Raw genomic sequence first — 22,003 nt, forward strand, 5'->3', positions numbered from 1 at the left:
GCGGCGGCGTCGCGTGGCACACTGCTCGCACATATCGGCACACAGGGGAGGACGTGGGGTGAGCGAGCGGCGGCCCGCGCCCACCGTGGGCCAGGTGGTGCTCGGCAAGCGGCTCCAGGAACTGCGGGAGGCGGCCGGTCTCGGCCGGGACCAGGCCGCCCGGGTGCTGCGGGTGGCGCCGGCGACCGTGCGGCGGATGGAGACGGCCGAGGTCGCCCTGAAGATCCCCTATGTACAGGTGCTCCTCACCACATACGGCGTGCCCGAACAGGAGGCCGCCGCGTTCGTCCGGCTGGCCGAGGAGGCCAACCGGCCGGGCTGGTGGCAGCGGTTCCACGACGTGCTGCCTGACTGGTTCAGCATGTACGTCAGCCTGGAGGGCGCCGCCCGCATCATCCGCTCCTACGAACCGCACTTCGTGCCCGGCCTGTTGCAGACCGAGGGGTACGCGCGCGCCGTGATGGAGGCCGGGACGGTCGGCCAGACCGGGCCGGACACCATCGAGCGCCATGTGTCGCTGCGGATGACCCGGCAGCGGCTGCTGGAACGGGACGACCCTCCCCATCTGTGGGTGATCATGGACGAGACGGCGCTGCTGCGGCCGGTGGCGCCCACCGAGGTGATGCGCGAGCAACTGGACAAGCTGCTGGAGTACTGCGCCCGGGACCGGGTCACGCTCCAGCTCGCCGAGTTCGCGTCAGGACCGCACCCGGGGACGTACGCGCCCTTCACCCTGTTCCGGTTCGCCGAGCCCGAACTGCCCGACATGGTGTTCACCGAGTATCTGACCGGGGCCCTCTACCTGGACTCCCGCAAGGAGGTCTCCCTGCACCTGGAAGTCCTCGACCACATGACGGCGCACGCCGCGACCGCCCAGCGCACCGAGAAGATCCTGCGGGAGTACCGCGAGAACCTGTGACCCGGTCCGCCCGTGCGGCCGCCGGCAGCGCGCCCCGAAGGGGCGCGGGGCTGTATTGATATGCGGCTCCGCCGCGATGGGGGTCCCCCCTGTTCGAGCGAAGCCGAGAACTTGGGGGAGCGACCAGCCACAACGGCGCCGCAGACGACCACGGCGTATCGCGGCGCAACCAGCGGAGCGCTCAGGCCGCGCCGCCCTTGGCGTCGCGTTCGTCGTCCACGATCTCCGCGTCGACCACGTCCTCCTCCGGGCCGGTGCGCCCCGTGCCCTGCGTGCCCTCCGTGTGGGTCTGCTGCCCGGCCTGCGCGTACATCGCCTGGCCCATCCGCTGGCTGACCGACGCGAGTTTGTCCACCGCGGCGCGCAACGCGGCCGTGTCGGCGTTCTGTTCCAGCAGGGCCTTCAGCTCTGCGGTGGCCGTCTCCACCTCGGTCCTGGTGTCGGCGGGCACCCGGTCCCCGTTGTCCCGGATGAACTTCTCCGTCTGGTAGACGAGTTGTTCGGCCTGGTTGCGGGTCTCGGCGGCCTCGCGGCGCCTGCGGTCCTCCTCCGCGTACTGCTCGGCCTCCCGCATCATGCGGTCGATGTCGTCCTTGGGGAGGGCGGAGCCGCCGGTCACGGTCATCTTCTGCTCGCGCCCGGTGGCCAGGTCCTTCGCCGACACATGCATGATGCCGTTGGCGTCGATGTCGAAGGCCACCTCGATCTGCGGCACTCCGCGCGGCGCCGGCGGCAGCCCGGTCAGGTCGAAGACGCCCAGCTTCTTGTTGTACGCGGCGATCTCCCGCTCGCCCTGGTAGACCTGGATGCCCACCGAGGGCTGGTTGTCGGCGGCCGTGGTGAAGATCTCCGAACGGCGCGTCGGAATGGTCGTGTTGCGTTCGATGAGCTTCGTCATGATGCCGCCCTTGGTCTCGATGCCGAGCGACAGCGGGGTCACGTCCAGCAGCAGCACGTCCTTGACGTCGCCGCGGATCACCCCGGCCTGGAGGGCGGCGCCGACCGCCACCACCTCGTCGGGGTTGACGCCCTTGTGCGGGTCCTTGCCGGTGAGTTCCCTGACCAGGTCCGTGACGGCGGGCATCCGGGTGGAGCCGCCGACCAGGATGACGTGCTGGATGGCGGAGAGCTTCACCCCGGCGTCCGTGACCGCCTGGTGGAAGGGGGTCTTGCAGCGGTCGAGCAGATCGGCGGTGAGTTCCTGGAACTGGGCGCGGGTCAGCTTCTCGTCCAGGTGCAGCGGGCCCGCGGCGGACGCCGTGATGTACGGCAGGTTGATGCTGGTCTCGGAGGAGGACGACAGTTCGATCTTGGCCTTCTCGGCGCCCTCGCGCAGCCGTTGCAGCGCCATCTTGTCGGCCGCGAGATCGATGCCGTTCTCCGCCTTGAACTTCTTCACCAGGTACTCGACGATCCGCTGGTCCCAGTCGTCGCCGCCGAGGTGGGTGTCCCCGTTGGTGGCCTTCACCTCGATGACCCCGTCGCCGATCTCCAGGAGGGACACGTCGAAGGTGCCGCCGCCGAGGTCGAACACGAGGACGGTCTGCTCCTCGCCGCGGTCGAGGCCGTAGGCGAGGGCGGCGGCCGTCGGCTCGTTGATGATCCGCAGCACCTTCAGGCCGGCGATCTCCCCGGCCTCCTTGGTCGCCTGCCGCTGTGCGTCGTCGAAGTACGCGGGCACGGTGATCACCGCGTCCGTGACGTCCTCGCCGAGATAGGACTCGGCGTCCCGCTTGAGCTTCTGCAGCACCCGCGCCGACAGCTCCTGGGCCCGGTAGCGGGTGCCGTCGACGGAGCCGCTGTCCGGGAAGCGCCAGCCCGCGTCGCCCATGTGCCGCTTCACGGAGCGCGCGGTGCGCTCCACGTTCGTCACGGCCTGCCGCTTGGCGACCTCGCCGACCAGCACCTCGCCGTTCTTGGCGAACGCCACGACCGACGGCGTGGTCCTCGCCCCCTCGGCGTTGGCCACGACGGTGGGCTCACCGCCTTCCAGGACGGCCACCACCGAGTTCGTCGTACCGAGATCGATTCCGACCGCGCGTGCCATCTCCGTCCCCTTCCGCCCGGGCGTGCCCCGAATCCAGCACAAAACTTGAGTGGGCTGTTGTCAATGCCGGGTACCCCGGAAACGGGCGGTGCCGCGCCCCCGAGTGGGGACGCGGCACCGTGACACGCCGGCGTCAGGCGAGCTTCGCCGACAGCGTGATGGTCGTGCCGGTCAGCGCCTGGCTGACGGGGCAGTTCTTCTTGGCGTCCTCGGCGGCGGCGGCGAAGGCGTCGTTGTCGAGACCGGGGACCGTGCCCTCGACGGTCAGGTGGATGCCGGTGATGCCCTCACCCGGCTGGAAGGTCACATCGGCCGAGGTGACGAGCTTGGTGGGCGGGGTGCCGGCGCCGGCCAGGCCGTGCGACAGCGCCATGGAGAAGCAGCTGGAGTGGGCGGCGGCGATCAGCTCCTCCGGGCTGGTCCTGCCGTTCGCCTGCTCGGCGCGCGACGGCCATGACACCGGCTGCTCGCCGATGCCGGAGGAGTCGAAGGTGACGACGCCGTTGCCCTCAAGCAGGTTGCCTTCCCAGACGGTGTGTGCGGTGCGCGTGGTAGCCACGGTTGTTCCTTTCGCGTGTGGTCCTGGTGAGGGGCGCCCCCTTCCCGGCCCGGGCCGGGGGAGAGTTCCGAACCCATCCGATCACATTCACGCCCGACGCACCTCGAAGACCCTGCCACACGAGATGAACACCGGCCGACGCCTGCGGTCGGGGCGGTCCGGCTCGCGGAGCACGCGAAGCCGGTCAGGCGGCCTTTCGGTCGGACTCCGCCGTGGGCAGGGGGATCTGGGGGCCGCCGGACTCGTGCAGCCAGCGGCGCAGTACCTGGTGGAGGCGTTCCGCGCCGATCAGGGGGCGGCCGTCGTCGGCCGGTGCGGACAGCGCGAGCGGCGACAGCAGGAACGGACGTGCCTGGGCGCCGCCGAGACCGCCGTGCGAGCCGATCTGCTCCTCGAAGGCGAGGACTTCACCGTCCGCCGGATCGTACGCGGAGTTGACCATGATGTCGGCGGTGTGCGGAAAGGAGTGGGTGCGGCGCACCGCGTCCGCGGCGCCGGGCCCGAACCGGGCGAGCGGTCCTGGCTCCTCGTCGAGCCGGTCGAGCGGGATCTGCGCACCGTAGGCGCCGAGGACCACCCCGCCGTGCTCCGCGCTGCGCACCAGCAGGAAGCCGATGCCCGGGTGGTTGGCGAGCGTGCCGAGCAGGGCGGGGTGGCGGGCGTCGATCTCCTCCTTGGTCATGCGGTGCGGCACGTCCGGGAAGGAGACCAGGCCGAGGTTGCCGGAGGCGAGCACGATCGGTTCGAAGCGGCGCCGCGCGGGCCGGTGCCGCTCGCCGCCCTCCTCGACCGGACGGCGCAGGGCCGCGCGCACGGCCGCGCGCGCCTCCGCGCCGCTGCGGGTGCGTTCCGCGCGGCGCGAAACGGGCAGCCCGCACCCCGCCCGGACCAGATCGCCGAGGGTGAGGCCGTAGCGGGCACGGAAGGTCTCGCCCGGGCTCTGACCGTGGTCGGACAGGACGACGATCCGGTAGGGGCGCGGCGCGTGCTCGGCGACCTTCTCGATCAGCGCGAGCGAGCGGTCCAGGCGGTGCAGCACCTTCGCGGCGTCCTGGCTGTGCGGCCCGGAGTGGTGGGCCACCTCGTCGTAGGCGACCAGGTCGGCGTAGACGGCGGTGCGGCCGACGAGCATGTCGCCCACCACCGCGGCGACCACGACGTCCCGCTCGACCACGGTGGCGAAGGCGCGCACGAGGGGATAGAGCCCGCCGCGCCCCACGCGTGGCCGCTGCTTGCGGATCCGGGCCCGGGTGGACTGGCCGATCTCGCGGCCGACCTCCGCGCAGAAGGACAGCGCGGTGCGCACGGCGTTGGCCGGGTCGGAGAAGTAGGCGAAGTAGCCGGCCCGGGAACGGTTCTCCCGGCCGCGGCGGCGGGCCGCGATGGACAGCACCAGGGCCTGTTCGTCGGCGCCGCCGCTGAACAGGTTGCCGCGGCTCGCGCCGTCCGCGCCGAGCAGTCCGCGGTCGCCGGTGCGTTCGACGGCGCGGCGCTGGAGTTCGGCGGCGCTGGTCGGCCGGTTGCAGACCACCACCTCGCGCTGGTCCTTCTCGTACCAGCGGAAGGCGGGCACGTCGAAGGTGCTGCCGTGCAGGATGCCGAGCTGGCTGGCGCCGGTCTGGCTGGACCAGTCGGTGTGCCAGGGGGTGAGCCGGTGGGTGGGGACCCGCCCGTCGCCGGCGCCCAGCCAGCGGCCTACGGTCGGCATCAGCCCGCTGCCCACGGCCTCGGTGAGCACGTCGTGGCCGACGCCGTCGAGCTGCACGAAGACGGTGCCGGGACTCGCCGCGCACGGCGGCCGGGAACGGCGGCGGCGGTCGGCGAGCCGGTAGAGGCGGCGCCGGTAGGCGTCGTCGTCCCGGACGGCCAGCGCGGCTCCGGTGGCGGAGGCGACGGCGGACATCACGGCGGCCACGATGACGGCGGTCTCGGGGGCCACCGCGCCCCGGCCGGTGGGGTTGATGCGCAGCGCGACCAGGAGCAGCGAACCGTTGAGGAAGAAGACGAGCAGCCCGAGCACGAGCGCGGGCACGAGCAGCAGCAGCCGGACGAGGACGGGCCAGACGACCGCGGACAGCACGCCGAAGGCGCCCGCGCCGAGCGCTGCGGTGATGGCGATGCGGGTGGCGCTGTCGCCGTCGGCCGACTGGAGCTGGAAGTCGGGCAGGATCCCGGCGAGCACCAGCATGGTGAGCGTGGAGACCGCCCATACCGTGACGCTCCGCCCGACCTGACTGGCTATCCGCCGCCACTTCCCGCCACGCACTCCCCGTTCACCTCACGTCCCGGCCCGTCGCCGGCGCGGGCCTTTCCGCCCCACCTTGTCATACGGCAGATGGGTACGGTGTGCGGCCGGGTCCGGCGTGACGCGGCGGTCACCCGCCGTCATACCCGGCGGTGGGCATGGACAGCCGGCGGTGCACCCGGGCCTTCATCTGCGCGTCGTAGCGGGGTTCGGCCCGGCCCACGGTCTCGACGCGCACCCCGCGCCGCGCGCACTCCGCGGTGAACTGCTCGACCGAGGACAGGGCGCTCTCCAGCACCCGGCGGCTCGGCGCCACGAACACGTCCACGCCGGGCCGCACCCCGTCCCACAGCACCTCGTGGTCCGGTCTGAGCCCGCGCACCAGCAGTTCCCTGGCGACGACGTACCCGTGCTCGGCGGCCCAGCGTGCGCACATCGCGTGCTGGCTGCGGGAGTCCACGAGGAAGGGATCCTCCTCCAGTTCCTCCAGCGGCGTCAGACTCGCGATCGCCGTGACCCGAACCGATCCCATGGAGCCCCCCTCACCTCCGGGTTTCCCCGCCGACCCTACTCCTGCCCGTAGGCTTCGGGGAGTCGCACGAAGGAGGCGAAGAAGGTGCCGGTGGAGGTCACCTGGTGGGGTCACGCCACCTGCACGATCGAGGATTCGAACACGCGTGTGCTCACCGACCCCCTTTTCGCGCGACGGCTCGCGCATCTGCGGCGCCGCCGGGGCGCACTGCCGCCGCCGGGCGCCCACCGCGCGGACGTGGTACTCGTCTCGCATCTGCACGCCGACCATCTGCACCTCGCCTCGCTGGCCCGGCTCGCCCCGGGCACGCTGCTGCTCGTGCCGCGCGGCGCGCCCCGCGCGGTCCCCGGACTGCGCAGGCTCGGCGGGCTACGGGTCACCGAGGTGGCGCCCGGTGACGAGATCGCGGCCGGCGGCCTCGTCGTACGCGCGGTGTCCGCACGGCACGACGGGCGGCGGCTGCCGGTCGGCCCGCACCGCTCCCCCGCGCTCGGCTACGTCGTCGAGGGCGAGGCCCGCACCTACTTCGCCGGGGACACCGGGCTGTTCGACTCGATGGCCGAGGAGGTCGGCCCCGTGGACATGGCCCTGCTGCCGGTGGGCGGCTGGGGGCCGCACCTCGGCGAGGGGCATCTGGACGCCGCGCGGGCCGCGCGGGCGCTGGCCGGTCTCGCCCCGCGCAGCGCGGTACCGGTGCACTACGGGACGTACTGGCCGATCGGCATGGACGCCGTGCGCCCCCATGAGTTCCATGCGCCGGGCGACGAGTTCGTGCGCCTCGCGGCCGAGGCCGCGCCGGGGGTGGCGGTGCACAAGCTGGGGCACGGGGAGAGCGTACGGCTGGAGGTCGCGAGGTGAGCTGGCTTGCCGCCGCGACGACGAACGTGCCGCCGGAGTCCACCCAGCAGGCGATCGGCTACCCGACGCTGTTCCTGCTGGTGCTGATCGGCGCCCTGGTGCCGGTGGTGCCGACCGGGGCGCTGGTGAGTTCGGCGGCCGTGGTGGCCTTCCACCAGACGGCGCCGTTCGCACTGGCGCTGGTGTTCGCGACGGCGTCGCTGGCCGCGTACCTCGGGGACGTGGCGCTGTACTGGCTGGGGCGGCGCGGGATGGGTTCCAAGAACGGTTCGCGCTGGCTGGAGGCGATCCGGTCGCGGGCCCCCGAGGACCGGCTGGCCCAGGCGCAGGAGAAGCTGGCCGACCACGGGGTGGCGGTGCTCGTGCTGTCCCGGCTGGTGCCGGCGGGCCGCATACCGGTGATGCTGGCCTGTCTGATGGCGCGGTGGCCGCTGCGCCGTTTCGCCCGCGGCAATGCGCCGGCCTGTCTCGCCTGGGCGGTGACGTACCAGCTGATCGGCATCCTGGGCGGCTCGCTGTTCAGCGAGCCCTGGGAGGGCGTGGTCGCGGCGGTCGTGCTGACCGTGGCGCTCAGCGCGGCGCCGGGCGTGTGGCGCCGGGTACGCGGAACGGCCGGCACCCGGGCGGACACCCGCGGCCCCGTATGACCCGCCCGGGGCCCGGTGCGCCGCCGTCACCCTCCACACCCCTGTGACCAGACCTCGAAAGCCCGCCCCAGGACCCGCCGCGGCCCGGCAGCCGGTCAGGTGAGCACCCGGGAGCCGCCTACCGGGAGGTCCCACAGGTCGTCGCGGGCCAGGCCCGCCTGTCGCCACATCGCGCGTACCCGGGTGAGCGGTTCGAGGACGGGCTCGGCGGAGAGCACGAACGTGCCCCAGTGCATGGGGGCCATGCGGCGGGCGCCCAGGTCCTGGGCCGCGCGCACCGCCTCCTCCGGGTCGCAGTGCACATCGCTGAGCCACCAGCGCGGGTCGTAGGCGCCGATGGGGAGCAGGGCCAGGTCGATGCCCGGGTAACGGCGGCCGATCCGGGAGAACCAGTGGCCGTAGCCGGTGTCGCCCGCGAAGTAGACCCGCTGTCCTTCGGGGTCGGTGAGCACCCAGCCGCCCCACAGGCTGCGGCAGGTGTCGGTGAGTCGGCGCTTGGACCAGTGGTGGGCGGGCACGAAGTCGAAGCGGACACCGGACAGTTCCGCCGCCTCCCACCAGTCCAGCTCGGTCACGGTGGTGAACCGGCGGCGCCGGAACCAGCGGCCGAGCCCCGCCGGCACGAACACGGGGGTCGCGCGCGGGAGTCGGCGCAGCGTCGGGGCGTCCAGGTGGTCGTAGTGGTTGTGGCTGATCACCACGGCGTCGACCCGCGGCAGTGCGTGCCAGTCGACGCCGACCGGGGTGATGCGGGCCGGGGTGCCGAGGATGCGACGGGACCACACGGGATCGGTGAGGACGGTCAGGCCGCCGATCCGGACCACCCAACTGGCGTGCCCCACCCAGCTGACGGCGACCGTACGGGCGTCGACGCGGGGCAGCGGGCCCGGTTCGTAGGGCAGCCGCGGGATGTCCTTCAGGCCGTCGGGCGCGGGCCGTACGGAGCCCTCGCGGGCGAAGCGGGCGAGGGCCTTGAGGCCGGGCAGGGGCGTGGTGAGCCGGTCGTGGAAGGTGCGGGGCCAGATCCGGTGTTCGCCCAGCGGGCGGGGTTCGGCGAGCGGCGGGAACGGAGGCGCGAAAGCGGCCGGCGCGGTGGCGCCGGCCTTCCTGATCGTCGTGGTCGTGAGGGCTGACCCGGACTGCGGCGTCTGCTGCGTCATCGAGGAGGCTCCCATCGCTGAGCGTCGTCGCAAAGATCGTCGAAGACCGACTTCAAGGAGATCAACGCGCGTTGCACGTGTGGCAGTTCCCACGGCGCGGGTGAGGTGAGGCATTCCGCGCGCTCCTCGTCCGTGCCGTCCAGCAGCGGCCCGGTGGACAGCCGCACCCGCAGCGCCTGGAGGTCGTCGCCGAACCGGTGGCCGCCGGGCGCGGGCATGCCGAGCCGGGCGGTGAGGAAGTCCTCCAGGTCCTGTGCGTCGCCAACACCGTGCGCGCCCAGCGCGCGGCGCAGCGGTCCGAGGTCGACGTACAGATGGCGGCCGGCCTGCGGCGGGCGGGCCACGGCACCCGCCGCGACCACGGCGGCGTGCGCGGCGGCGGCCACGCGCGCGTGCAGACGTACGGCGGCGCCGCGGCGTACGGCGACCGGCTCCGGCTCGTCGAGCGCGTACGCGGCGGCGGCCGCGACCGGGCCGGCGACGGTGGCACCGAGCGCGGTGAGCACGTCGAGTACGCGCGCGTGCAGCGCCTGCCCCGCCGGGCCGTCCGGGAAGCGGGCGACGGCGACGGGCCAGCCCGGCGGCAGCAGGGCGCCCGCCAGGTCGGTGACGACGGTGACCCGGTCCGGCACCATCTCGGCCGGGCTGAGCAGCACGGTCTCGCGCGGGCCGTGCAGCGTGTCGCGCCAGGTCTCGTCGCTGATCAGGTGCAGCCCCTCGCCCTGTGCCGCCTCGACCGCCTCGTGCACCAGTTCGGGCGGGGCGACGGTGGCGGTCGGGTCGTCGGCGACGGAGAGCACGAGCAGCCGGGGGTCGCCGCCCTCCGCACGAACCCGGCGGACCGTCTCCAGCAGGGCGGCCGAGTCCGGGACGCCGCCGCACTCGGCCGGCGTCGCCACATGGAACGCGGGCCGGCCCAGCAGGCGCGCGTACGGCGCCCACCAGGCGGCGCAGGGCCGCGGCACCAGCACGTCACCGCCGAGCGCGGCGGTCAGGGCGAGCAGCAGGGACGGCGCCCCGGGCGCGGCGGCGACGCGGTCGCGGCCGGCCGGCAGACCGCGCCGCGCCCAGTAGCCGTCGGCCGCGTCGAGGAGCGCGGGCGCACCGCCGACCGGCTCTCCACCGGCGTGGTGGGCGTGTTCGGCGAGCACGTCGGCGAGCGCGGGCAGGACGGGCAGCCCGTCGCCCGGCAGGGCCGGCCCGTACCGGACGGGGCCGTGGCCCTCGGGGTCCGTCCGCCGCATCTCCGCCTCCCCGCAGTCCGTGGTGCCGTGTGGTGTCCGCGGTCCGCTCCGTGTTCCTGTCGGGCGTGCCCCGCCGCTCGCCTCCGTCTACCCCGTCTTCCCCGTCCTCCTCGTCATGTCCGCGTCGATTCTGCGGGTGCGCGCGGCACGTCAGCCGTCCGGGTCGGTGCCGCGGCGCCACAGCCGGTGCGCGGCGGCGCCGAACGCGCCCGCGATCAGCACGGTGCCGGCGACCAGGGCGGGCACGGAATCGGTGAAGGCACCCCCTTCCCCGGCGTCCACGCCGTGCTGGGCGTCGGCCGCTTCGCAGGGGGAGCCTCCCCGCGGTTCGGTGCAGGTACGCCCGTCACCGCACGGCTCGGCGGCCCCGCACACGTGCGTGCCGCCGTCGTGCGTCGTGCCGTCGTGCGTCGTGCCGTCGTGCGTCGTGCCGTCGTGTGCGCCGGCGTCGGGAGGGTCGGCGGCGTGGGTGTCGCCCCCGTGCGTGTCCGTGCCGTGACCGTCCGTGCCGGGCGTGTCCCGGTAGGGCGGGTCCGTACGCTGCGGGTCCGTGTGGGGCGTGTCCGTGCGGCGTGCGTCGGGCCGGTCCGTGCCGGGGATTCCGGCATCCGGAATCCCGGCATCCGGAATCCCTGCATCCGGGATCCCGGCGTCGGGAATCCCCGCGTCGGGGAGCCCGGTGTCGGGGACGCCTGCCTCGTCACTGCCGGTGACACCGCTACCGGTCCCGTCCGTGCCGGTCCCGTCCCTGCCGGTGGCCTCGCCGGTCCGCTCGGGGCGGGCCGCGCCCTCCCGTGGCGGGCCGGGCACCCGTTCCCGCATGCCGCTCCCGTCCGGGCAGTCCGCGCGGGGCGCCCCCGGCTCGTCCGGGCCGGCCGCGGCGCGCAATCCCGTCGTGATGGGCGCGCTGTCCCGGGTGCCTGGCCTGTCGAGGAGGTCCGGGGCGGTCCCGCCGGTGGACTCGGGGCACGGCGCCGACACGGCGGTCGTGCCGCCGGGCCCAGCGGGCCACGGAGCGACCCCGGCGGCGGGAGCCGCGGACGCGGCCGCGGGGGCGCCCGCGGCGAAGCCGGTCAGGGCGGCCACGGCGAGGACGCGGGCGGTGCGGCGCATGAGCGGGCTCCTTGGAAGCGACGACTGCGGGAGCACGGCGGCCGGCTCCCGGCGGGCGGAGCACGGCGGGCGTGCCCCCACAGCCATCACAGCCCGCCGGGCGGCGCCCCGCGCGCGGCCGGACCCCATTAGCGGGACGCGGACCGCCGGGCGGGTGACCCCGCCGGTCGGCGCCCGGTTCGCCCCCGAAACCGTGTGTCGGCCGTCCCTGGCCGGGTACGCGGTGCGCACCCCTTGAAAGATCTGGAGGGAGACATGCAGCGAGGCAGTGACCGTCTCAACGTCCACCGGGACGACGAGATGAAGCACGAGCTGAAGGGCCTGCTCAGGTCCGGGCACCCCACCCGCAGCGAGGAGTGGTACGACCCGGAGCCCACCGCCGAGGACGACCCGCAGATCTGGCGCGGCCCCGTGGTGCCGGGAAGCGGCCGCGGGACGTCGCTGGAGTCGGTGCGGCTGGAACTGGCCCGGCTCCTCGGGCGCGGCATGTTCCCGGCCGGCCCGCGCGAGCTGTCGAACGCCCTGCGCCACGGGCGTGCGCCCGACGACCTGATCGAGGCGGTACGGCGGCTGCCGCGTTCGGCACGGTACGCCAACGTCCAGGAGCTGGCCGAGGCACTGACCGGCGAACGGCGCTGACGCGTCGTCACGCGCCGCGAGCGGTGCGCGCCGGTGGCGCCGCGCCGCTCAGGTGGCGGGGGTGCCGGGGGTCACCGTGCCCCCGCAGCCCCGCTCGCGCGCGCCCTCACGGGTGCGGCCCGCGGCGATGAGCCGGCGCGGGTTGCGGCGCAGATACTCGCCCTCGAGTTGCGCCATGCGCTCGTTGTGGGCGCGCAGCGCGTCGTTCGATCCGTACAGCAGCGTGTCGTGACGCGTGCGGTGGATCGTCTCCAGTTCCTTCATGAGCTGCTGGTCGTCCAGACGGTCCGCGTCGACTCCGGTCATGGTGTGCCCCACTCGTCGTGTCTCACGTTCCTGAATCCACTGTACGAACATCCGGCCGGGCCGCTACACGCTCCGCTGGAAACGCAGCGAGATGCCGTAGGTCGTCTGCGACACCGTCGTGGCTGGTCGCGCAGTTCCCCGCGCCCCTTCGGGGCGCTGTCGAACCGCCCGAGCCTCACCGCGCCCGCTCCACCCGTCGCTCGTCCCAGACCGGCTCCTGTGTCTCGCGTACCCGGCCGTCGCTGCCGAACACCAGGTAGCGGTCGAAGGAGCGGGCGAACCAGCGGTCGTGGGTGACCACCAGGACGGTGCCCTCGAAGGACTCCAGGCCCTCCTGAAGGGCCTCGGCCGACTCCAGGTCGAGGTTGTCGGTGGGCTCGTCCAGCAGCAGCGCGGTGGCACCGGCCAGTTCCAGCAGCAGGATCTGGAACCGGGCCTGCTGGCCGCCGGAGAGCCGGTCGAAGGACTGCTCGGCCTGGTGCGTCAGCTCGTAGCGGCGCAGCCGTGACATGGCGGCGCCCCGGTCCTGGGAGTGTTCCTTCCACAGGATGTCCAGCAGGGTGCGGCCGGTCAGCTCGGGGTGCGCGTGGGTCTGGGCGAAGTGCCCGGGCACCACCCGTGCGCCCAGCTTCCACGCCCCGGTGTGCGCCACCTCGTCGCCGGCGAGCAGGCGCAGGAAGTGCGACTTGCCGGAACCGTTGGAGCCGAGCACGGCGACCCGTTCGCCGTAGAAGACCTCCAGGTCGAAGGGGTGCATCAGGCCGGTCAGCTCAAGCCCCGCGCAGGTCACGGCCCGCACGCCGGTCCGCCCGCCCTTCAACCGCATCCGGATGTCCTGCTCGCGCGGCGGCTCGGGCGGCGGACCGGCCTCCTCGAACTTGCGCAGCCGGGTCTGGGCCGCCTGATAGCGGGAGGCCAACTCATGGCTGACGCTGGCCGCCTGCCGCAGGTTCAGCACGAGTTTCTTCAGCTGTGCGTGTTTCTCGTCCCAGCGTCTGCGCAATTCCTCGAAGCGGGCGAAGCGTTCGCGCCGTGCCTCGTGGTAGGTGGCGAAGCCGCCGCCGTGCACCCAGGCGTCGGCGCCCGCCGGGCCGGGTTCGACGGAGACGATCTTCTCGGCCGCGCGGGCGAGGAGTTCGCGGTCGTGGGAGACGAACAGGACCGTCTTGCGGGTCTCCCGCAGTCTCTCCTCCAGCCAGCGCTTGCCGGGCACGTCGAGGTAGTTGTCGGGCTCGTCGAGCAGCAGCACCTCGTCGGTGCCGCGCAGCAGCGCCTCCAGCACGAGCCGTTTCTGCTCGCCCCCGGAGAGGGTGCGCACCTGCCGCCACTGGGCGCGTTCGTAGGGCATGCCGAGGGCGGCCGTGGTGCACATGTCCCACAGCGTCTCTGCCTCGTAGCCGCGCGCCTCGGCCCAGTCGGCGAGTGCCTGCGCGTACTGGAGCTGGGCGGCCTCGTCGTCGACGGTCATGAGCGCGTGCTCGGCCTCGTCGACGGCGCGCGCCGCCTCGCGGATGCGCGGCGGGGCGACGGACACCAGCAGGTCGCGTACGGTCGTCTCGTCCCGTACGGACCCGACGAACTGGCGCATCACGCCGAGGCCGCCGGTCACCGTGACGGTGCCCGCGTGCGGTTTCAGCTCGCCGGAGATCAGCCGGAGCAGGGTGGTCTTGCCCGCGCCGTTGGGGCCGACCAGGGCGACGGCGGCGCCCTCGCCGACCCGGAAGGACACGTCGCCGAGCAGCGTCCTCCCGTCGGGGAGGTGGTACTCGAGGTGCGCGGCTTCCAGGTGTCCCATGGGGAGGAATTCTGCGGGGCGCCCCGGACCTGCGGCAAACCCTTATCGGGCGGGGTCCCTGTCGTCCGGGCCGGCGGGCTCGGCGGCACCGGCCGGCTCGGCGGCACCGGGCGACACCGGCCGCGGCCGGCCGGTCGGCCCGCTCGCTCCGGCGGGCAGCACCAGCGCGCCCTCCCAGGACAGCGCCTTCCAGCCGTCGGCCGGGGAGCCCTCCAGGGCCACCACACCGGTGTTCTCCAGCGGGTGGGCGGCGACGAAGGGCACATCCACGTTGTGCGCGCGGGCCGCGGTCCACATGCGGATCGCTGCGCCGTGGCTGACCATGGCGACCGTCGCGGCATCGTCGGCGGCGGCCTCCGCGACCACCGCGTCGAACCGGGCCAGCGCCTCGGCGCCGGTCTCCGCGCCGGGCATGCGCAGCTCGGTGTCGCCGCCCGCCCAGGCGAACACCGTGGTCATGTACTCCTGGCCCCGGTCGCTGTCGCCGGGCAGCATCTCCAGGTCACCGGCGGCCAGCTCGCGGATGCCGTCACGGACCCGGACGTCGAGGCCGCGGGCGGCGGCCAGCGGGGCGGCCGTCAGCTGGGTGCGCACCAGGGTGGAGGCGTAGACGGCCTCGATGTCCTCGTCGGCGAGCGCTTCGGGCAGGGCGGCGGCCTGTCGCTGCCCGAGCGGGGTGAGCCCCGGACCCGGCACGGCGGTGTCGAGCAGCCCCCCGACGTTCGAGGGGGTCTGGCCGTGACGGACCAGGAGCAGACGCATGCGGTGTTCCTCTCGCTTCCTCTCGGCCGATCCCCCGATCGGCCGCCGGCGGTCGGAAAACGACCGCTTCAGGGTACCCGCACCCGCATGAGCCCAGATGTCGACCTCACCACTTCCGGACCGGGCAGGACCGCCGCGCGGGCGTGGTTGCTCGACCTCGACCGCCGGCTGTTCGAGTCCGCCGCCCAGTTGCACTGGCCGGGTGCCGAGCGGATACTGCCGCGGCTGAGCCGAAGCGCGAACCACGGGGTGCTGTGGTGCGCGACAGCCGCGGCCGTGGCGGCGAGCCGTACCCCGCGCGCCCGGCGGGCCGCCGTCCGTGGCATCGCCTCGCTGGGGCTGGCCTCGCTGGCCATCAACACGATCGGCAAGCGCTCGGTGCGCCGCCCCCGTCCGCTCCTGGATCCGGTCCCGCTGGTGCGGCGGCTGAACCGGCAGCCGATCACCACGTCGTTCCCGTCCGGCCACGCGGCGTCGGCCGCCGCCTTCGCGGCCGGTGTCGCCCTGGAGTCCCCGGCCTGGGGCGCCGCCGTCGCCCCGCTGGCGTTCTCGGTCGCCGTGTCCCGGGTCTACACCGGCGTCCACTTCCCGAGCGACGTCCTCGCGGGTGCCGTGCTCGGCGCCGGGGCCGCGTTCGCCGTACGGGGGCTGGTGCCCACCCGGGCCCAGCTCACCCCGCCCGCCCGGCCGCGTGCCGAGGTTCCTGCGCTCCCGGAGGGTGACGGCCTGGTGCTGGTCGCGAACGCCGGGGCGGGCACCGCCGACCGGGTGCGCGCGCTGCGCGACGCGCTGCCGCAGGCGGACGTCGTGGCGTGCGAACCGGCGGACGTCGAGGAGGAGTTGGCGAAGGCGGCGGCGCGCGCACGGGTGCTCGGGGTGTGCGGCGGCGACGGCACCGTGAACGCGGCCGCCACCGCGGCCCTGCGGCACGGTCTGCCGCTGGCGGTGCTGCCGGGCGGGACGCTCAACCACTTCGCCTACGACCTGGGCGTGGAGGACGTGCGGGACCTCGCCGGGGCGGTCCGGCGGGGCGAGGCGGTGCGGGTGGACGTGGGCCGGTTCACCGCGGGCGAGCGGGCCGGCATCTTCCTCAACACGCTGAGCCTCGGCGTCTATCCGGAGCTGGTGCGGGAGCGGGGCCGCTGGTCGCACCGGATCGGCGGCTGGCCGGCCGGGCTGCTCGCGGCCGTGCGGGTGCTGCGCGCGGACCGGCATCCGGTGACGGCCGAGGTCGGCGGGCACAGGCGCCCGCTGTGGCTGTTGTTCGCGGGAAACTGCCTGTACCACCGCAGGGGGCTGGCGTCCGGCCGCCGGCTCGACCTGGCGGACGGGCTGCTCGACGTCCGTGTGGTGCCGGGCGGCCGGCTGCCCGCCCTGCGGCTGCTCGCCGCCGCCCTCGCCGGTCCGCTGACCCGCTCCTCGGCCCACGCGGCGGTGAAGGCCGGCCGGCTGCGGGTGGGCGGGGTCATGCCGGGCACGCTGCTCGCCTACGACGGCGAGGTGACCGAGGCGCGGGGCGGGCTGACGGTGGAGAAGGTGCCGCGGGCGCTGGCCGTCTACCGCCCGGCGCGCCGGCGCCGCTCGTCCCACCCGCCCACGTCATCCATATGGTGAAACGCGGGTCTCATCATTCGGTTGGCGCGCGTACGGTGATGCGTACCGCGGACCGGGCTTTGGTGCGCGGTACCCAGCGACGACGCGAAGGGGCAGAGCCATGCCGAAGCCGCGGGAGACCGCCGTCTACACCCATGGGCACCACGAGTCGGTGCTGCGTTCGCACACCTGGCGGACCGCGGCCAACTCCGCGGCCTATCTGCTCGGTTCGATCAAGCCCCATATGAAGATCCTGGACATCGGCTGCGGCCCGGGGACGATCACCGCCGACCTGGCGGCACTGGTCCCCGACGGGCATGTCACCGGCGTCGACCGGGCGCCGGAGGTGCTGGACCTGGCCCGGGCCACGGCCGCCGAACGCGGCCTTGCCAACATCGACTTCGCGGTGGCCGACGTCCACGCGCTGGAGTATCCGGACGACACGTTCTGCGTGGTCCACGCCCACCAGGTGCTACAGCACGTCGGTGACCCGGTGCGGGCGCTGCGCGAGATGCACCGGGTCACCGCGCCCGGCGGGTTCATCGCCGTCCGCGACTCGGACTACGCGGCGATGACCTGGTATCCCGCGCTGCCGGGCCTGGACGACTGGCTGGACCTGTACCGCCGGGTGGCCCGCGCCAACGGCGGGGAGCCGGACGCCGGGCGGCGCCTGAAGTCCTGGGCGCTGGCCGCGGGGCTGCGGGACATCACGGCCACCTCCGCCACATGGACGTTCAGCACGCCGCAGGAGCGGGCGTGGTGGAGCGGGCTGTGGGCGGATCGGACCGTCGCCTCGGCGTACGCGGAACGGGCCGTCCGTGGCGGGCACGCGACCGAGGCCCAACTGCGCGCCGTGGCCGCGGCGTGGCGGGAGTGGGGCGAGCGCGAGGACGGCTGGTTCACGGCGCTGCACGCGGAAATCCTCTGCCGCAAGGAAGCCTGATCGGCGGATTTCGGGACACTCGGAATGCAGGAGGTTCGAATTATGGTTCCCATCCTGCTCGTACTGCTTCTGGCCCTGATCCTGTTCGGCGCCGGATTCGCGGTGAAACTGCTCTGGTGGATCGCCCTGGCGGTGCTGGTCGTCTGGCTGTTGGGGTTCCTGGTCCGCGGCACCACCACCGCGGGAGGCCGGGGCCGCTGGTATCGATGGTGATTTCCCGCGGTTGCCAACCGCCGACGAGAACGCCGCGCGAGAACGCCGGGGGCCGGGGCTCATGCCCCGGCCCCCGGCTCGTGCCGCCCGTTCGCGGCGTCCGCCCGGCGGGCGTCACCCGGCGGCCGTCTCCGGCGCCTGCGCGAGCCGCCGGCCCGCCGCCGCGATCGCCCGGGCGTCGATGCCCGCGGCGTGCAACTGCTCGTCGGGCGCGGCCGACCCCGGCATCGTCCGCACCGCCAGCCGCACCAGCCGGGGCACCGGCCTGCCGTCGGCGAACGCGTCGAGCACGGCGTCGCCGATGCCGCCCTCCTCGTGGTGGTCCTCCACGGTGAGCAGACAGCCGGTCTCCTCGGCGGCCCGGCGCAGGGTGTGCCGGTCGACGGGCTTGACCGAGTACAGGTCGACGACCCGGACCGCGATGCCCTCGCCAGCGAGCAGATCAGCGGCGGTCAGGGCCTCGGGCACGGTGACCCCGGCGGCCACCACGGTCAGCCGGTCCTCGGCCGAGGAGCGCAGCACCTTGCTGCCGCCGACCCAGAACTCCTCGTCCGGGCCGTAGACGACCGGGCCGCCGCCGCGCGAGGTGCGCAGATAACGGACGCCGTCCAGGCCGGCCATGGCGGCGACGAGCTTCGCGGTCTGGTTGGCGTCGCACGGGTACAGCACCGTCGAGCCGTACACGCTCCGGAACATCGCCAGGTCCTCCAGGCCCATCTGGGAGGGCCCGTCCTGGCCGATCGCGACGCCCGCGTGCGAGCCGACCAGGTTGATGCCGGAGCCGCTGATCGACGCCATGCGCACGAAATCGAAAGCGCGCGTGAAGAAGGCGGCGAACGTCGAGGCGTACGGCACCCAGCCGCGCGCCGCCATGCCCACCGCCGCGGCGACCAACTGCTGTTCGGCGATGTAGCACTCGAAGAACCGGTCGGGGTGCTCCTTGGCGAAGAACTCGGTACGGGTGGAGTCGCCGACCTCCCCGTCCAGGGCGACGACGTCTCCTCGGGCGGTGCCGAGCGCGGCGAGCGCCTTGCCGAACGCGTCCCTGGTGGCCACCTTGTCGCCCAGCTCGTAGCGGGGCAGGTCCACGGGCTCCGTCGGGGCCGAGCGCAGGGTCCGCGCTGCGTGCGGCTCGCGCACCCGCACCCGCAGATCGCGTGCGCCGCCCAGCTCGGCGATGGCCTCCTCCGCATCGGGCAGCGGCTTGCCGTGCAGGCCCTCACGGTCCTGGACGGCGGCCACGCCCTTGCCCTTGAGGGTGCGGGCGAGGATCACCGTGGGCTGCCCGCTGGTGGACTCGGCCTCGGCGTAGGCGCGGTCGACGGCGTCGACGTCGTGGCCGTCGATCTCCACCGTGTGCCAGCCGAAGGCGTGGAACCGGCGGGCGTACGCGTCGAGGTCGTGGCCGTGCCGGGTCGGGCCGCGCTGGCCGAGCCGGTTGACGTCCACGATCGCCGTGAGGTTGTCGAGGTGTTCGTACGCCGCGTGTTCGGCGGCCTCCCAGACGGATCCCTCGGCCAGTTCGCTGTCCCCGCACAGCACCCACACCCGGTAGCCGGTGCGGTCCAGCCGCTTGCCGGCCAGCGCGATGCCGACGCCGACCGGCAGCCCCTGGCCGAGCGAGCCGGTGGCCGTCTCCACCCAGGGCAGCCGCCGCGGCGTCGGATGGCCCTCCAGCCTGCTGCCGAGCGCGCGGAAGGTCAGCAGTTCGGCGTCGTCCACGGCACCGGCCGCCTTGTAGGCGGCGTACAGCAGCGGCGAGGCATGGCCCTTGGAGAGGACGAAGCGGTCGTTGGCCGGATGGTCGGGGCGCTCGAAGTCGTAGTGCAGATGGCGGTCGAGCAGCACCGCCATCAGCTCCGCTGCGGACATCGATGAGGTGGGGTGCCCGGATCCGGCCGCCGCGGACGCGCGCACGCTGTCCACGCGCAACTGCTGGGCGAGCTCGTTGAGTTCGGCGGTTTTCATGAGTCTCCTTCCGCGGGGGTGTCGGTGCGCCGCACCGGGCCGGGCGCGGGGTGGCTCCCGGTGTGCGCTCCGGGTCCGCCCGGCACCCGGGCCAGTTCGGGTGAGGCGGTGTCCAGCGGCACCGACCAGGAGCGCACCAGCCCCAACTGGACGGCCTGGGGCGGCAGTACAGTGTCCAGCAGCCAGTCGGCGGCGACCCGGACCCGGTTGCCGGGCATCGCCGCCAGGTGGTAGCCGCGGGTGACCGCCCCGGCCAGCAGGCCGGACAGCGGTATGCCGAGCGGGTCGGCGGCGGCCCGGGCGCCGCCGAGATCGACGACGAAGCCCAGGTCGCGATGGCGGTAGGGGCGGCGCTGTCCAGCGCCGAGCGAGGCGGCCACGTTGTCCGCCGCGACCGCGCCCTGCCGCCAGGCGTGCTGGGCCGTCATCGGCGTGAGGTTGCCGGGGTGCTCCAGGTCCGGCACCGCCGCCGCGTCCCCGCACGCGAAGACCTCGGGGTGGCCGGGCACCTGCAGATAGGGGTCGACGATCAGCCGGCCGCGCTCCAGCGGCCGGCCGACGTCCTCGACGAGCGGATCGGGCCGGACACCGACGCACCACACCAGCGTGCGGGTCGCGACGAACTCGCCGTCGCTGAGCCGTACCCCGTCGTGGGTGGCCTCCTGCACCGAGGTGCCCATGCGGACCTCGACGCCCCGCTGCCGCAGTACGCGGTCCGCGGTGCGCGAGAGGCGTTCGTCCAGCTCGGGCAGGACCCGTGGGGCGATGTCCAGCAGCAGCCAGCGGGGTCGCACCCCGTCCGGCAGCCCCCTGCCGCGCGTCTGGCCCGCGGTGGCCCGCTGCATGTGCGCGGCCACCTCGGTGCCGGTGTAACCGGCGCCGACCACGACGAAGGTGCAGCGCGCCGCGGCGGCCCGCGGTTCGTCGGCGACGGCCAGCTCCAGCTGCCGGGTCACGTGATCGCGCAGGTAAAGGGCCTCGGGCAGGCCGCGGAAGCCGTGCGCGTGCTCGGCCACACCGGGCACCGGCAGCAGTTTGTTGACGCTGCCGACGGCGAGCACGAGCCGGTCGTAGTCGAGGGTGCCCGTGCGCCCCTCGGGGTCGGTGTAGTGCACGGCCCGCCCGTCGAGGTCGACGCGGTCCGCGACGCCGAGCACCAGGCGCACGTCGCGCAGGGTGCCGGACAGCGAGACGGCGACGCGGCGCGGCTCCAGCATGCCCGCGGAGACCTGGGGCAGCAGCGGCAGGTACAGGAAGTAATCGGTCGCGTTCAGCACGGTGACGTCGGCGCGCCCCCGGGCGCGCCGGGACAGGGCACGGCCCGCACGGTACCCGGCGAAGCCGGCTCCGACGATCACGATGCGGGGTCGCCTCACGGTGGGCCTCCGGCGGTACGACTGCTCCGAGCCCTCCGCGTCCCCCTGCGCGCCGCACTCAAACCCGCGCGCCGGACGCCTGTTCGGCAGCGCCCCGAAGGGGCGCGGGGCTGTACCCCTGTGCGGCTCCGCCGCGTGGGCGCGACCGGCCACGACGCCGCCGCAGCCGACCGACGGCCCATCGCGGCTCTTTCAGCGGAGCACCTAGTGTCTCGTGATCCTGTTCATGGAACCTGAGGCTTCTGTGATCGTTGAGTCAGGTATGGATCTCTCCTCTGAACAGATGGCAGAACTGCGGGAGTTGGCCGGGTCGCGGGATGTTCCGGCCGATGTGGCGCTTCGTGCTCGGGTCGTGTTGTGGTCCGGTGAGGGGCGGCGGCGCAAGGACATCGCCGAGCTCGCCGGGGTGGCGCCGCTGACGGTGGACCGTTGCAAGGCCCGTTATGCCGAGCGGGGCCTGGCCGGTCTGGAGGAGAAGCGCCGCGGCGGGCCGCGTACCCAGGTGCCGCCGCAGGTGCGGGCTCGGGTGATCGCTTTGACGAGGATGTCCCCGCCGGTGGATTCCGGTCTGTCGCACTGGTCGACACGGACGCTGGCCGACCATCTGAAGCGGCGGGAGGGTATCTCGGTGTCGTGGCATTACGTCGCCCGCGTCTGGCGTGAGGAGAATCTGAATCCGCACCGCTCGGGCACGTTCAAGATCTCGAAAGACCCGGCGTTCGCGGAGAAGGTCGCCGATGTCGTCGGTTTGTACCTGGCCCCGCCCGGCGGCGCGGTGGTGCTGTCGATCGACGAGAAGACGCAGGTGCAGGCCCTGGACCGGACCCAGCCGGTGCTGCCGGTGTCCTTCGCGGCCACCGAGAAGCGCACCCACGACTATGTGCGGCACGGCACCACGAACCTGTTCGCCGCGCTGAACGTCACGACCGGTGAAGTACTGGGCGAGTGCAAGCCGAACCGGAACGGCGCCAACTTCCTGGCGTTCCTGAAGAAGGCCGTCAAGCCCCATACGGGCAAGGAGATCCATGTCGTCCTGGACAACCTTTCCACGCACACCACCCCGGACGTGAAGGCATGGCTCGCG

General features: G+C 73.9%; 20 protein-coding genes. 8 read left to right on the top strand and 12 right to left on the bottom strand.

What is annotated here, in order from left to right:
• Positions 1 to 58 precede the first annotated feature (58 nt).
• Positions 59 to 919 (top strand): helix-turn-helix domain-containing protein, encoded by an 861-nt coding sequence (locus ACIRFL_RS14470; protein ID WP_404027939.1) that lies wholly within the window; start codon positions 59 to 61, stop codon positions 917 to 919.
• A 181-nt stretch (positions 920 to 1,100) separates the two neighbouring features.
• Here the strand turns inward: ACIRFL_RS14470 and dnaK are convergent, their stop codons facing one another.
• The 4 genes from dnaK to ACIRFL_RS14490 form a co-directional block, all read right to left on the bottom strand.
• A complete protein-coding gene (gene dnaK / locus ACIRFL_RS14475) occupies positions 1,101 to 2,966 on the bottom strand; it encodes a molecular chaperone DnaK (RefSeq protein ID WP_404027942.1) in 1,866 nt (621 codons plus the stop codon).
• A gap of 133 nt (positions 2,967 to 3,099) precedes the next feature.
• The gene (locus ACIRFL_RS14480; protein WP_404027944.1) at positions 3,100 to 3,525 is read right to left on the bottom strand and encodes an OsmC family peroxiredoxin; all 426 of its coding nucleotides are present in this window, start codon (positions 3,523 to 3,525) and stop codon (positions 3,100 to 3,102) included.
• Between the two features lie 184 nt (positions 3,526 to 3,709).
• On the bottom strand, positions 3,710 to 5,791 hold the full coding sequence (locus ACIRFL_RS14485; protein ID WP_404027947.1) for a phage holin family protein: 2,082 nt from the start codon (positions 5,789 to 5,791) through the stop codon (positions 3,710 to 3,712).
• Positions 5,792 to 5,900: 109 nt separating this feature from the next.
• The gene (locus ACIRFL_RS14490; RefSeq protein WP_404027950.1) at positions 5,901 to 6,302 is read right to left on the bottom strand and encodes a hypothetical protein; all 402 of its coding nucleotides are present in this window, start codon (positions 6,300 to 6,302) and stop codon (positions 5,901 to 5,903) included.
• A gap of 84 nt (positions 6,303 to 6,386) precedes the next feature.
• On the opposite strand from ACIRFL_RS14490, the gene ACIRFL_RS14495 reads away from it, so the two are divergent.
• Positions 6,387 to 7,160: an MBL fold metallo-hydrolase gene (locus tag ACIRFL_RS14495; RefSeq protein ID WP_404027953.1), complete on the top strand. Its 774-nt coding sequence runs from the start codon at positions 6,387 to 6,389 to the stop codon at positions 7,158 to 7,160.
• Positions 7,157 to 7,807 carry a DedA family protein gene (locus ACIRFL_RS14500; protein ID WP_404027955.1) on the top strand — a complete coding sequence of 217 codons (651 nt, stop codon included), beginning with the start codon at positions 7,157 to 7,159 and terminating at the stop codon, positions 7,805 to 7,807. Before ACIRFL_RS14495 ends, ACIRFL_RS14500 begins: the two co-directional genes overlap by 4 nt.
• A gap of 95 nt (positions 7,808 to 7,902) precedes the next feature.
• On the opposite strand, the gene ACIRFL_RS14505 is transcribed toward ACIRFL_RS14500, so the two are convergent.
• The 3 genes from ACIRFL_RS14505 to ACIRFL_RS14515 all read right to left on the bottom strand — a co-directional run bounded on the left by ACIRFL_RS14505 (position 7,903) and on the right by ACIRFL_RS14515 (position 11,324).
• A complete protein-coding gene (locus ACIRFL_RS14505; RefSeq protein WP_404027957.1) occupies positions 7,903 to 8,967 on the bottom strand; it encodes an MBL fold metallo-hydrolase in 1,065 nt (354 codons plus the stop codon).
• The gene (locus ACIRFL_RS14510) at positions 8,964 to 10,211 is read right to left on the bottom strand and encodes an aminotransferase class I/II-fold pyridoxal phosphate-dependent enzyme (protein WP_404027959.1); all 1,248 of its coding nucleotides are present in this window, start codon (positions 10,209 to 10,211) and stop codon (positions 8,964 to 8,966) included. Before ACIRFL_RS14510 ends, ACIRFL_RS14505 begins: the two co-directional genes overlap by 4 nt.
• A gap of 150 nt (positions 10,212 to 10,361) precedes the next feature.
• Positions 10,362 to 11,324: a hypothetical protein gene (locus ACIRFL_RS14515; RefSeq protein ID WP_404027961.1), complete on the bottom strand. Its 963-nt coding sequence runs from the start codon at positions 11,322 to 11,324 to the stop codon at positions 10,362 to 10,364.
• Between the two features lie 255 nt (positions 11,325 to 11,579).
• Between ACIRFL_RS14515 and ACIRFL_RS14520 the strand changes: the two genes are divergently transcribed.
• Positions 11,580 to 11,963: a DUF2795 domain-containing protein gene (locus ACIRFL_RS14520; RefSeq protein WP_404027964.1), complete on the top strand. Its 384-nt coding sequence runs from the start codon at positions 11,580 to 11,582 to the stop codon at positions 11,961 to 11,963.
• A 48-nt stretch (positions 11,964 to 12,011) separates the two neighbouring features.
• On the opposite strand, the gene ACIRFL_RS14525 is transcribed toward ACIRFL_RS14520, so the two are convergent.
• The 3 genes from ACIRFL_RS14525 to ACIRFL_RS14535 form a co-directional block, all read right to left on the bottom strand.
• Complete coding sequence (locus tag ACIRFL_RS14525; RefSeq protein ID WP_404027966.1) at positions 12,012 to 12,320, bottom strand: DUF6158 family protein; 309 nt, start codon at positions 12,318 to 12,320, stop codon at positions 12,012 to 12,014.
• 124 nt (positions 12,321 to 12,444) lie between these two features.
• Positions 12,445 to 14,064 (bottom strand): ABC-F family ATP-binding cassette domain-containing protein, encoded by a 1,620-nt coding sequence (locus tag ACIRFL_RS14530; protein ID WP_404027969.1) that lies wholly within the window; start codon positions 14,062 to 14,064, stop codon positions 12,445 to 12,447.
• Between the two features lie 42 nt (positions 14,065 to 14,106).
• Positions 14,107 to 14,826, bottom strand: coding sequence for a histidine phosphatase family protein (locus ACIRFL_RS14535; protein ID WP_404027972.1), 720 nt, complete (start codon positions 14,824 to 14,826; stop codon positions 14,107 to 14,109).
• An 87-nt stretch (positions 14,827 to 14,913) separates the two neighbouring features.
• On the opposite strand from ACIRFL_RS14535, the gene ACIRFL_RS14540 reads away from it, so the two are divergent.
• The 3 genes from ACIRFL_RS14540 (at position 14,914) to ACIRFL_RS14550 (ending at position 17,575) form a co-directional block, all read left to right on the top strand.
• Positions 14,914 to 16,440 carry a bifunctional phosphatase PAP2/diacylglycerol kinase family protein gene (locus tag ACIRFL_RS14540; protein ID WP_404027975.1) on the top strand — a complete coding sequence of 509 codons (1,527 nt, stop codon included), beginning with the start codon at positions 14,914 to 14,916 and terminating at the stop codon, positions 16,438 to 16,440.
• 100 nt (positions 16,441 to 16,540) lie between these two features.
• A complete protein-coding gene (locus tag ACIRFL_RS14545; RefSeq protein ID WP_404027977.1) occupies positions 16,541 to 17,362 on the top strand; it encodes a class I SAM-dependent methyltransferase in 822 nt (273 codons plus the stop codon).
• Between the two features lie 42 nt (positions 17,363 to 17,404).
• Entirely contained in the window at positions 17,405 to 17,575 is a 171-nt protein-coding gene (locus ACIRFL_RS14550) for a hydrophobic protein (protein WP_388714519.1), read from the top strand.
• 114 nt (positions 17,576 to 17,689) lie between these two features.
• Here ACIRFL_RS14550 and ACIRFL_RS14555 read toward each other — a convergent pair whose 3' ends face one another.
• Both ACIRFL_RS14555 and ACIRFL_RS14560 read right to left on the bottom strand, forming a co-directional pair.
• Complete coding sequence (locus ACIRFL_RS14555; protein WP_404027979.1) at positions 17,690 to 19,543, bottom strand: transketolase; 1,854 nt, start codon at positions 19,541 to 19,543, stop codon at positions 17,690 to 17,692.
• On the bottom strand, positions 19,540 to 20,919 hold the full coding sequence (locus ACIRFL_RS14560) for an NAD(P)/FAD-dependent oxidoreductase (protein WP_404027982.1): 1,380 nt from the start codon (positions 20,917 to 20,919) through the stop codon (positions 19,540 to 19,542). The genes ACIRFL_RS14555 and ACIRFL_RS14560 overlap by 4 nt, the downstream gene beginning before the upstream one ends.
• Positions 20,920 to 21,133: 214 nt before the next feature.
• On the opposite strand from ACIRFL_RS14560, the gene ACIRFL_RS14565 reads away from it, so the two are divergent.
• Positions 21,134 to 22,003, top strand: an 870-nt coding sequence (locus tag ACIRFL_RS14565) for an IS630 family transposase (protein ID WP_404027985.1), incomplete at its 3' end; no start/stop codon positions are given.

The sequence above is a fragment of the Streptomyces sp. NPDC102462 genome (assembly GCF_044765425.1).
Taxonomy (GTDB): Bacteria; Actinomycetota; Actinomycetes; order Streptomycetales; family Streptomycetaceae; genus Streptomyces.

Coding starts and splice junctions, on each gene's coding strand:
- ACIRFL_RS14530 (WP_404027969.1), bottom strand. CDS start 14,064: ATGGGACACCTGGAAGCCGCGCACCTCGAGTACCACCTCCCCGACGGG.
- ACIRFL_RS14515 (WP_404027961.1), bottom strand. CDS start 11,324: ATGCGCCGCACCGCCCGCGTCCTCGCCGTGGCCGCCCTGACCGGCTTC.
- ACIRFL_RS14545 (WP_404027977.1), top strand. CDS start 16,541: ATGCCGAAGCCGCGGGAGACCGCCGTCTACACCCATGGGCACCACGAG.
- ACIRFL_RS14505 (WP_404027957.1), bottom strand. CDS start 8,967: ATGACGCAGCAGACGCCGCAGTCCGGGTCAGCCCTCACGACCACGACG.
- ACIRFL_RS14540 (WP_404027975.1), top strand. CDS start 14,914: ATGAGCCCAGATGTCGACCTCACCACTTCCGGACCGGGCAGGACCGCC.
- dnaK (WP_404027942.1), bottom strand. CDS start 2,966: ATGGCACGCGCGGTCGGAATCGATCTCGGTACGACGAACTCGGTGGTG.
- ACIRFL_RS14520 (WP_404027964.1), top strand. CDS start 11,580: ATGCAGCGAGGCAGTGACCGTCTCAACGTCCACCGGGACGACGAGATG.
- ACIRFL_RS14490 (WP_404027950.1), bottom strand. CDS start 6,302: ATGGGATCGGTTCGGGTCACGGCGATCGCGAGTCTGACGCCGCTGGAG.
- ACIRFL_RS14550 (WP_388714519.1), top strand. CDS start 17,405: ATGGTTCCCATCCTGCTCGTACTGCTTCTGGCCCTGATCCTGTTCGGC.
- ACIRFL_RS14535 (WP_404027972.1), bottom strand. CDS start 14,826: ATGCGTCTGCTCCTGGTCCGTCACGGCCAGACCCCCTCGAACGTCGGG.
- ACIRFL_RS14510 (WP_404027959.1), bottom strand. CDS start 10,211: ATGCGGCGGACGGACCCCGAGGGCCACGGCCCCGTCCGGTACGGGCCG.
- ACIRFL_RS14525 (WP_404027966.1), bottom strand. CDS start 12,320: ATGTTCGTACAGTGGATTCAGGAACGTGAGACACGACGAGTGGGGCAC.
- ACIRFL_RS14555 (WP_404027979.1), bottom strand. CDS start 19,543: ATGAAAACCGCCGAACTCAACGAGCTCGCCCAGCAGTTGCGCGTGGAC.